The sequence below is a fragment of the uncultured Sulfuricurvum sp. genome (assembly GCF_937936435.1).
Taxonomy (GTDB): domain Bacteria; phylum Campylobacterota; class Campylobacteria; order Campylobacterales; family Sulfurimonadaceae; genus Sulfuricurvum.
In genome coordinates, this window is record NZ_CALDDG010000041.1 from 1 (window position 1) to 8,899 (window position 8,899).

10 protein-coding genes are annotated in these 8,899 nt (G+C 44.5%); 7 read left to right on the forward strand and 3 right to left on the reverse strand.

All coding sequences use genetic code 11. The annotated features are described in order from the left end of the window. Positions 1–255: 255 nt before the first annotated feature. Entirely contained in the window at positions 256–1,473 is a 1,218-nt protein-coding gene (locus tag Q0389_RS05225) for an amidohydrolase family protein (RefSeq protein ID WP_298692330.1), read from the forward strand. Between the two features lie 39 nt (positions 1,474–1,512). On the opposite strand, the gene Q0389_RS05230 is transcribed toward Q0389_RS05225, so the two are convergent. Continuing rightward, the gene (locus Q0389_RS05230; protein ID WP_298692331.1) at positions 1,513–1,812 is read right to left on the reverse strand and encodes a chorismate mutase; all 300 of its coding nucleotides are present in this window, start codon (positions 1,810–1,812) and stop codon (positions 1,513–1,515) included. A gap of 321 nt (positions 1,813–2,133) precedes the next feature. Between Q0389_RS05230 and Q0389_RS05235 the strand changes: the two genes are divergently transcribed. The 5 genes from Q0389_RS05235 (at position 2,134) to Q0389_RS05255 (ending at position 5,679) form a co-directional block, all read left to right on the forward strand. Continuing rightward, positions 2,134–3,486, forward strand: a complete 1,353-nt coding sequence (locus Q0389_RS05235; RefSeq protein ID WP_298692333.1) for an FAD/NAD(P)-binding oxidoreductase — start codon at positions 2,134–2,136, stop codon at positions 3,484–3,486. Positions 3,487–3,658: 172 nt separating this feature from the next. Further along, entirely contained in the window at positions 3,659–4,126 is a 468-nt protein-coding gene (locus Q0389_RS05240) for a thiosulfate oxidation carrier protein SoxY (protein ID WP_298692336.1), read from the forward strand. A gap of 12 nt (positions 4,127–4,138) precedes the next feature. Beyond that, on the forward strand, positions 4,139–4,471 hold the full coding sequence (locus Q0389_RS05245; RefSeq protein ID WP_298692338.1) for a thiosulfate oxidation carrier complex protein SoxZ: 333 nt from the start codon (positions 4,139–4,141) through the stop codon (positions 4,469–4,471). Between the two features lie 55 nt (positions 4,472–4,526). Next, positions 4,527–5,255, forward strand: coding sequence for a Rieske 2Fe-2S domain-containing protein (locus tag Q0389_RS05250; RefSeq protein ID WP_298692341.1), 729 nt, complete (start codon positions 4,527–4,529; stop codon positions 5,253–5,255). 10 nt (positions 5,256–5,265) lie between these two features. Further along, a complete protein-coding gene (locus Q0389_RS05255) occupies positions 5,266–5,679 on the forward strand; it encodes a hypothetical protein (RefSeq protein ID WP_298692343.1) in 414 nt (137 codons plus the stop codon). Positions 5,680–5,705: 26 nt separating this feature from the next. Here the strand turns inward: Q0389_RS05255 and Q0389_RS05260 are convergent, their stop codons facing one another. Both Q0389_RS05260 and Q0389_RS05265 read right to left on the reverse strand, forming a co-directional pair. Then, a complete protein-coding gene (locus tag Q0389_RS05260) occupies positions 5,706–6,257 on the reverse strand; it encodes a YceI family protein (protein ID WP_298692345.1) in 552 nt (183 codons plus the stop codon). 129 nt (positions 6,258–6,386) lie between these two features. After that, on the reverse strand, positions 6,387–8,507 hold the full coding sequence (locus tag Q0389_RS05265; protein ID WP_298692348.1) for a TonB-dependent receptor: 2,121 nt from the start codon (positions 8,505–8,507) through the stop codon (positions 6,387–6,389). Positions 8,508–8,657: 150 nt separating this feature from the next. On the opposite strand from Q0389_RS05265, the gene Q0389_RS05270 reads away from it, so the two are divergent. Next, on the forward strand, positions 8,658–8,899 hold a 242-nt coding region (locus tag Q0389_RS05270), incomplete at its 3' end, for a hypothetical protein (protein WP_298692349.1).

The window sequence follows — 8,899 nt, forward strand, 5'->3', positions numbered from 1 at the left end:
CACCGAGATCTACACTCTTTCCCTACACGACGCTCTTCCGATCTGCCAAAGCGGGATAGAGATTAGTCCCCCCTGCAGTCACACCGTGACATCCGTTACACCCTTTGGCAAAATAGAGTTTTTTCCCCTGTTGATATACATCATTGCCGCCGAAAAGGAGTATCGGAATTAAAAAGAGTGCGATTTTAATCATACTGTCCCTTTTTAAACCTTATTTAGATTAGAATTACGTAATTATAGCAAACAGGAGTAACGATGATCATTTCCGGTGCAACAATCTGCGATGCGGACGGAGAACGTCGCTACGATGTACGGATCGAAGCAGGAGTCATTACGCAGATCGGGACCGATTTGCAAGGCAATGAAGCAATAGACGCTTCAGGGTGTTATCTTCTCCCCGGATTGGTCGATACCGACGTACGGTTGAAAGATTCGCAACTGAGCCGGACGACTCTGGAGAAGCTTTCTCGAAGAGCTTTAAAAGGCGGGGTAACGACGGCCGTTTTAGCGAGTGATTCGACGCCGAGAATCGACAATGTGATTACGTTGGAATTCGTCCAACAACATCGGTCGCTTTCTAACGGAGCAACGATCGAAGCGGCATTGAGCGCGTTGAACGATGCCGGGGCTTTGAGTAACATCGCTATTATGTTGAAAAAAGGCTCATCGGCAGTCCATACCCTAACGGTCAACGATTATAACCTGATCAGCCGTATTGCTCAGTATTTGAAAATGGCGGATAAAACACTTTTTTACAAAGCCGAAGAGAAAAGCTTGTTTGAAAGCGGGGTGATGGCGGACGGAGCGGTCGCAAGTCAGCTCGGTCTGGCCGGTATATCGCCGTTGGGTGAAATCGTCCATATCGCTTCGATGATCGAGATTGCACGCCATTTCGGGATACGGATCGTCTTTAAAAGCGTTACGGAACCCCGTTCTATAGAGATGATCGCCCAGGCACGTGCGGAGGGGGTAAACGTATCGTGCGAAGTGGCGATTCACCATCTCTTTAAAAGCGATTCCGCATGTTTGGGATTCGATTCGGATGCCAAAATCAATCCTCCGTTGGTCAGCGAAGCCAAACGGCTTATTCTGATTGATGCGTTGAAAAGGGGGGATATCCACTCTTTAAGCGCTCTTCATCAGCCTAATTCCGATGTCTATAAAGATATTACCTTTTTCGATGCTCATTACGGGACGACGTCGATCGAAGAGTATTTACCGTTATGTTACAGCTACCTGATTGAAAGCGGCATCATTCCGATGAGTCGGTTGGTTGAATTGGCATCCTCTACTCCGGCTCGGGATGCTGGGATACGTTCCGAAGCGATTCGAGAAGGCTCGACGTGCGATTTGATCCTTTTCGATCCGAATCAGACGACGGCGGTCACGCATCATCACAGTTTGTATAAAAACGAAGTGCTTAAAGGGAAAGTCGTGATGGGCATCTGCCGCGGAGAAGTGACTCGATTCTAAATTTTACGTTTGCGAAGGAGGGTTTCCTCGGCAAACGTATTATAAAGATTTGGCGTTACGAAATTCGGAAATTTCCGCCTCCACCATTTCGTTAATCATTATTTTGTAAAGGGTCGTTAAAAGGTTCGGAGAAACGCCGAATTCCATCGCCCGCATTCTTACTCTGTCCATCACCGCTTCGAGGCGTTCGTTTGCCTTGATCTCTTCAATCGAATGTTTAAAATTGGCGGCTTGTTTGACATAGCCGTTACGTGCGGCTATCAGTTCGACTATCTGATCATCCAAACCGTCAATATAACGGCGTACTTCTTCTAAGCTTTGACAATTTTCGATATGCATACTAAACCATCCTGCCTCTTTCTGATAGCTTAATCATAACATGTTCCGCTTTAAGGTATCTTCGGAGGTTTTTATCACATAAATATCACGCTAAAATCCATTTTTATAATATTAAAATAATATTAAAATAGATCAACAAAGAGGCTTTAATCCCTATATGACGGAGAAAATTAGAAAAAAATAGTGATAACAATGTGACTATTAATTATTAATAATACTGCTTATAAGATAATTTTTATTAATATTTAAAAATTGTTAAGCTTCCCGTTGTTACACTGCTGACCGATACAAAAATCTTATACTTAAACGAAGGGGTTTACGATGGCGTTATCAAGAAGAGAGGCAATGAAATTTACCGGATTGGCGGCAGTTACGGCTGCGGCAAGCGGTTATGCGAAAGAAGCAAAAGGATCAAGTGCGGCAAAAGGTGTTCTGCTTTCACCTGCTCCGATTCCGGCTGCAAAAGGACCGCGTGTAGTAATCGTAGGTGCGGGACCCTCAGGTCTTACTATCGCAAAATATGTCAAAAAAGCGAATCCGAAGATTGATGTTGTTTTGATGGATAAGCGTTCGGTCTTCATGTCCGGATTTATCAGTAACTTGGTGGCGACAGGCGTTTTGCCTCTTGACTTCATTACGCATGATTTTCTAGAAGGTGCCCGTAACGGCAATTATACTTTCCTGCAAGCAACGGCACATGAAATCGATCGTACGTCAAAAATCGTCTATACGAATGAAGGAACCGTAAAATACGACGTTCTCGTATTGGCTCCGGGTATCGATTATGATTATTCCAAATGGACTAACGGTGATCTTGAGCTTGAAACGGCATTGAAAACAAAATTCCCGGGTGCGTTCATCGCAGGAAGCGAAACGTTGACGTTGAAATCGAAAATCGAAAATTTCGAAGGCGGAGTATTCGTTCAAACCGTTCCCGGCGGTAACTACCGTTGTTTGCCTGGACCGTATGAGCGCAGCTGTTTGATCGCGGACTACATGAAACGCAATAAAATCAAAGGTAAAGTCGTTATCTTGGATGAAAATCCTAACATCACGATCAAAGCCGACGGTTTCCACTCCGCATTTGAAAAATTGTACAAAGATTACATTACCTATATGCCGAGTACGACGATTACCAGCATCGATCCGAACAAACAAAAAATCGTAACCGAACTCGGTGAAGAGATCGAGTTTGCCGACGCGGCCCTTTACAGTCGTGTCCGCGGTAACAAATTGCTTGAAATCGCCGGTGTGGCAAAAGACAGCGTATTTAACAAAGCCGAAGCGAACATCGATCCGTTTACTTATCAGGTTATCGGTGATAAAAATGTCTTCTGTACGGGTGACGTTCGTCCGATGGGATTCTCTAAATCAGGAAACACGGCGAATACTGAAGGGAAAATCGTTGCTGCGAATATTGTTAAATACATTGCGGGAACCGAACTTAGCCAAAAAACTTGGACTTCACCGCTTACCGTATGTTATTCGGCGGTTTCAGGCGATCCGATGCGTGCGATTTCGGTACATGCGGAATACGCGTACGATGCCGGCAAAAAATCATTCGGTTTCGCTAATGCCGGAACCATGGAAAAATGGGACGGAGCAGACGGCCTTGCAACCGGAAAAGGTCTTGTCGAATGGGGTAAAGGTCTTTATCGCGATTTCTTCAATTAATTATAAACACCCAAATGAGCAATACCCAAAGGGCACGAGAGCCCATTTGGGTGGCAAGGACACTTTTGTCCTTTGCAATCCCCTAAAGCTTTTCCAAAGCAGATTCAAGTCATCGCGGATGGTTTGGATTTGTCTTGGTCAGACAAGACGATTTTTTGAAAGAGAGGGAAGTATGAAACGACGTAGTTTTATCAAAGGGACGTTTGCACTCGCGACGATCGGCCTGCTCAATCCGGTCCTTTTCCGGCATGGGCTCTTGGCAGAAGAAGCTGTCGAAATGCCGTTCAAAGAACTGTTGGATGAGTATGTAAGAGGGAAAAAAGTCGAAGACGGTGCGGCACTTATGACGCTTAATATTCCGGATGCACCGGAAAACGGTGCGGTTGTTCCGATCGAAGTGACGGTCAATTATCCGATGAATCCGGATGACTATATCAGTAATATTACAGTACTTACCACGAAAAATAAAGCCAATAAAGCGATCTCTTTTGATCTGACTCCGGCAAACGGTATAGCCTATCTGTTCGTCAATGTCAAAATGGGGCAGACTCAGGACGTCGTGATATTGGCACAGACGAATAAGGGAAGAATATTTAAAGCATCAAAAAATGTCCGGGTCGCTCTCGGCGGATGCGGTTGAGAAGGGGAAAATATGGAATTACGAGGCGTTGTTAAAATATTAGATCAAAATTACAAAGTCGGCGATGTCGTCAAAGCGAAAATTATCGTTATCCATAAAATGGATACCGGTTTTACCAAAGATAAAGAATCGGGAAAACAGTTTCCCCGTTTTTACATGAAAGAGATTACGGCAACGTACAACGGTTCGGTGATCGCCCATTTTGATTTGGATGTGGCTACCAGCCAAAATCCGGTCATTCAGTTTCCGTTGAAAGTGACGGGTCCGGGCGAGCTGGTGGTCGATTTCGTCAATTCCGAGGACGAAAAGGGACAGAAAAAAGTGGCAATTGTTCCGGCAGCTTGAGAAGCGCCCTAAAATTGCTAAATCGGCATTAATGCAGTGAATTGGAATAGTAAGAATGGAACGAAGAACGTTTTTTAAAGTCATGGCGGCGGGTGCGACGATCGTTGCGGTCAATCCCTCATTGATTCGCGGTAATTTATATGCGGATGACGGTCGCATGTATGCGGCATATGACAAAGTGCAGATCGTTGATGCCGCGGGGAACCCGATCAAAGCTTCTTCTTTGGAAAAAGAGGTCACTTATATCTTCAATTATCCGTATGCGTCGACTCCGTGTATGTTGGTGAACCTTCCGGAACCGACACAACAAGACGTCGCGCTCAAGTCCGAGATGGGTGAAGAGTATGTATGGAAAAGCGGCGTAGGAAAAGAGCGTACGATCGTAGCCTATAGCGCGATTTGTGCCCATCAGCTGACCCATCCGACACCAAACGACAGTTTTATCAAATACGTCCCTAAAAATGTCAAAACGATGGCGTATGAAAAAAGCGGGATTATTGTCTGTTCATCCCATCTTTCGGCATACGATGCATCGGCGGGAGCAAAGGTATTGGCCGGAGCGGCTCCGCAGCCTTTGGCCGCTATTGTTCTCGAAGTGGCACCGGATGATACAATATGGGCTGTAGGGGTATTGGGATCGGATAAATTTCAAGACTATTTTAGAGCGTTCAAACCGGAATTAAAAGATTTTTACAACGGTATCGCTCAGGGAAAACAACTGGTTTCGATTTCGGCTAAAACGGTTAAGCTGACCGAATATTCCAAAGAAATTATTCAGTACTAAAAGGGACTCTATGAAAAAAATAGTAACGGCTTTGGCTCTTGCGTCGCTTTTGTCCGGATTTGCCAATGCGGCGGAGAAAAAAGATCCCCGTCTGGAATTAATGAAAGATATGCGTACGATGCTGGATGCCATGGAGCAAATTCAGCGCGGCGGTTTGTACAGTTCGACTGAAGATATGAAAAGCGGCGTCAAAAAACTGCAAGGGACGTTAAAATCGCTTGAAGGTGACGAAGTCAAATCGATTCTGCCGAAAGATCAGGTATATGCGTATAAATTTGCTCAAAAAACGGCAGGTATGCTTCGCCTTTATTCAGACGACATGATTACGTCGATCGAAGCGGGTCGAATGGATGACGCTTTGGAAGATTACACGCAGCTTCTAAAACAATGTACTTCGTGTCACATTCGGATTCGTAACTGGTGATTTCCTCTCCCTTCGAGGGGAAGAGATTATTGACAGTTTTTTTGGAGAGGGATTTCAAATCCGATTTCGACATCTTGCCACGTTTTCCCCGCATGCAATTCATAACACGCTTTATTAATCGATACAAGAGACGGCAACATTCCGAAATCATTAAGATCGATGAACCCTTTTCCTACAATTTTCATATCGTTGAGCGTGTAAGAAAGAGGGATTGTTTTCGTCATACCGTTCATCGTGATGTCGACGAGGGCTTTTCCCTCTTTTGCCGATTTGACTTTTGCCGTAATCGCTTGGACGTTTTGGGCTTTGAAAAAAGAGGCAACCAACGTCGCGTCACGCCCCGCATTTCCGGAATTAACGCTCAATGTATCGATCGTTAGCGTACTGTTTGCCAAAAGTGCATCTGCCGATGAACCTCCTTCCGCGTTTAGACGGCTGCGGTCGAATACACCGCCGACACCGATTTTTTCAAATGTTTTAAATGCTTTCCATGTCACCTTCGCATCATTGGCGTGGTAGTTACAATCGGCGAACATCGTTCCTGAAATCAGTAGGGTAGCGAGAATGAGTTTGTTCATGTGGATTCCTTGCGTTGTTTCGTGTTAACAGTTATAGCCCAAACTCATTTCTGAACGGTTAATGAGCGATTATTAGATTAAAGCTTTAAGGCATGTATTAAGGCTAACGACGAGAAGAAATACTATTCTTTAAAATCGATAGGCATAGTTGACAAGATAGTTGCGACCTTCCCGTACTACACCGCCTGACGTATTGTAATAGTAGCTCGGCATTCTCACATCTTCATTAAAAAGATTTTTGATCGTGGCGCGAATCTCGCTGGATGCTGAAAATCTGTAGGTGATCGTCTCATCAAAAATATGCTGCGGCTGGATGGTCGTGTCTTCTCCGTCCAGCCAACTTAATTGCGATCGGGTCGTTCGGGATTGATAACGCCATGTAGTGCCGAACGAAAGGAAATTGGCAGGAGAATAGACATACATCGCTTTGAGCATGATTTTGGAAATATCGGGCATTGACTGATCCACGGAGACGGAATCCTCTTCGGGCGGGGTTGTATAGTCCGTATCGATATACGATGCATTGAAATAAAAGTTATGTTTCGGTTTGGATTGAAAGTTGTATTCAAATTCAATCCCTTTGCTGATTCTGTCGTCGTAGTTTTGATATCCCGGGATAGTAGTGTAGTACTCTTCCAAATCGATTACGTTATGAAGATTGGAATAAAAAAGATCCAATGCAAATTTGTTTTGAAAATCCGGTGCGTATATCGCGACGGCTTCATAGGTCTTAGTCTCTTCCGGTTTGATTTGTGAATCTCCGGCCCGATAGTTTATGTGACCGTTTGCATAGGCTTCGGTAAACGTCGGTGCGCGGAATGCAGAGCCGTAGAGAAGTTTAAAAATCGTTTTGTCGCTGGCACGATAGACGATGGCGGCTCGTTGGCTCCATTGCGTTCCGATATCGGAGTATCGGTCTAAGCGTGCTCCTAAAATTACATCTACATCGCGATTGATCGAGATTAAATCCTGAAGATATCCATAGATTATGGTTCGATCCTGATCGGCAGCGATAAAACTGGTCGTCGGATTTGCCCAAAATGCAGGTTCGCTCGAACTGTCATAGCGAAATGAACTGTAGTTTGGGCTTGCTAAAATGGTTGAAAGATTTTCCGTGATAGCATTTTCGACACTGTTGTAATACGTATCTTTCGGTATCGTGACGTATCGCGCACCAAGTCCCGTGACGATTTCATGCGATCCGATTTTAGGGAGAGTGAATATCGATTCTGCTTCAAAATTTTGCTCTTTCAGTTTTTCGGTAAAATAAAACCCCTCTTGCATATCCACGCCGACGGTGGCAAATCGGGTCGCCGTGATCCCGATTCCGGCGATATTGGCACCTTCGTTTAACTCCCGATGCGAGAAACTGACTCTTGTTTCGACTCCGACATCATTGATGTCGCTTTTATACGAACCCTGTACGAAAAAATAGGAATTAGTATGTTCTTTTGGATCGGTCGGAATCGGGTCCGGAGATTCTTCAAAACCGTAAAAATTGCCGTAGGTACTCCGTTTAAGGCGCGTAAGGAGTTCAAAACCACCGTTGACTGCCTTCAAACCGACCGAAAAGTCTTTCATAGATTCATCGGTACCCTCCGGGTAGCCATCGACCGGAACCGATTTGTTGTTTCGGATAATGTAACCGTCGGAAAAGAGTTTCCAATCGTTTGCCAGTGTATAGACGTTTGCCCCGGCGGTAAGCCGGCTGTAGCTTCCGCTTCCGAGATAGAGCCGATTTTCGGTTTTGTTGCTCCCCATTTTTGTGATGATATTAACGGTGCCGTAAAAAGCGCCGGAGCCTTGGGTGGTTGAGTTCGGTCCGCGAAGGACTTCTATCTTTTCTACCAGTTGTATCGGAAAATCCATATAAAAACTGCTGGAACCGGCCACTTCATTGTTGATAGCAACGCCGTCAATCAATATTTTGATTTTATCGGAGAGATACGCATTCGGGTTTTTTAAGCCTCTGACGGTTGTCATGGTATAGCCCATAGGGCTTAACTGCATTTGGATACCGGGCAGCATATCCAGAGCTTCGCCGATATTTTGGATGCCGGCATCGGTAAAAGTCTGGGCGTCGATAACCGTTACGACAGAAGGGAGATAATCGACATTCAGCGATTTTTTGGTTGCCAAATTGCTGACGTTTTCGATAAGGGCTTCGAAATCGTTGTTTCCCGGCTCATCCGCATACGAAAAACTGAAGGCGGAGAGGAGAATACCGCACAGTAAGAGAGGTTTTTGCATATGCTTAATCCCTTTTAGAGTGTTTAAATATTAATGGCGATCGCACTCGAATTATTTTTTGAACTTATGCTATACTCTTTTGCTTTACGTATCGGTTAAAGCAGATAAATTCAAGATAAAAAGTAACACATTGGTGTTTTTAGTTCGGAGATGAAGAGATTGGATACGATCAAAAAAGCGTTGTATCGGTATTTTGTACCGTTTTTGATGCTGTATGCGTCTTCGCTGAACGCATCAGGATATGACGATGACGTTTTGGAAATATTTTCAAAGATGCTCCCCCGATTTGTTTTAATGAGCAATCAAAAAAATCTTTTAAAAGAGCGTCTTGAAATTTGTATTTTGAATGATAAAATCGAACTATTGCACAAAACCTCCAAAATTCTTTTGGA

What these genes read in the sequence shown, in the direction of transcription:
- Q0389_RS05225 (WP_298692330.1), top strand. Translation starts at nt 256, where the DNA reads ATGATCATTTCCGGTGCAACAATCTGCGATGCGGACGGAGAACGTCGC.
- Q0389_RS05230 (WP_298692331.1), bottom strand. Translation starts at nt 1,812, where the DNA reads ATGCATATCGAAAATTGTCAAAGCTTAGAAGAAGTACGCCGTTATATT.
- Q0389_RS05235 (WP_298692333.1), top strand. Translation starts at nt 2,134, where the DNA reads ATGGCGTTATCAAGAAGAGAGGCAATGAAATTTACCGGATTGGCGGCA.
- Q0389_RS05240 (WP_298692336.1), top strand. Translation starts at nt 3,659, where the DNA reads ATGAAACGACGTAGTTTTATCAAAGGGACGTTTGCACTCGCGACGATC.
- Q0389_RS05245 (WP_298692338.1), top strand. Translation starts at nt 4,139, where the DNA reads ATGGAATTACGAGGCGTTGTTAAAATATTAGATCAAAATTACAAAGTC.
- Q0389_RS05250 (WP_298692341.1), top strand. Translation starts at nt 4,527, where the DNA reads ATGGAACGAAGAACGTTTTTTAAAGTCATGGCGGCGGGTGCGACGATC.
- Q0389_RS05255 (WP_298692343.1), top strand. Translation starts at nt 5,266, where the DNA reads ATGAAAAAAATAGTAACGGCTTTGGCTCTTGCGTCGCTTTTGTCCGGA.
- Q0389_RS05260 (WP_298692345.1), bottom strand. Translation starts at nt 6,257, where the DNA reads ATGAACAAACTCATTCTCGCTACCCTACTGATTTCAGGAACGATGTTC.
- Q0389_RS05265 (WP_298692348.1), bottom strand. Translation starts at nt 8,507, where the DNA reads ATGCAAAAACCTCTCTTACTGTGCGGTATTCTCCTCTCCGCCTTCAGT.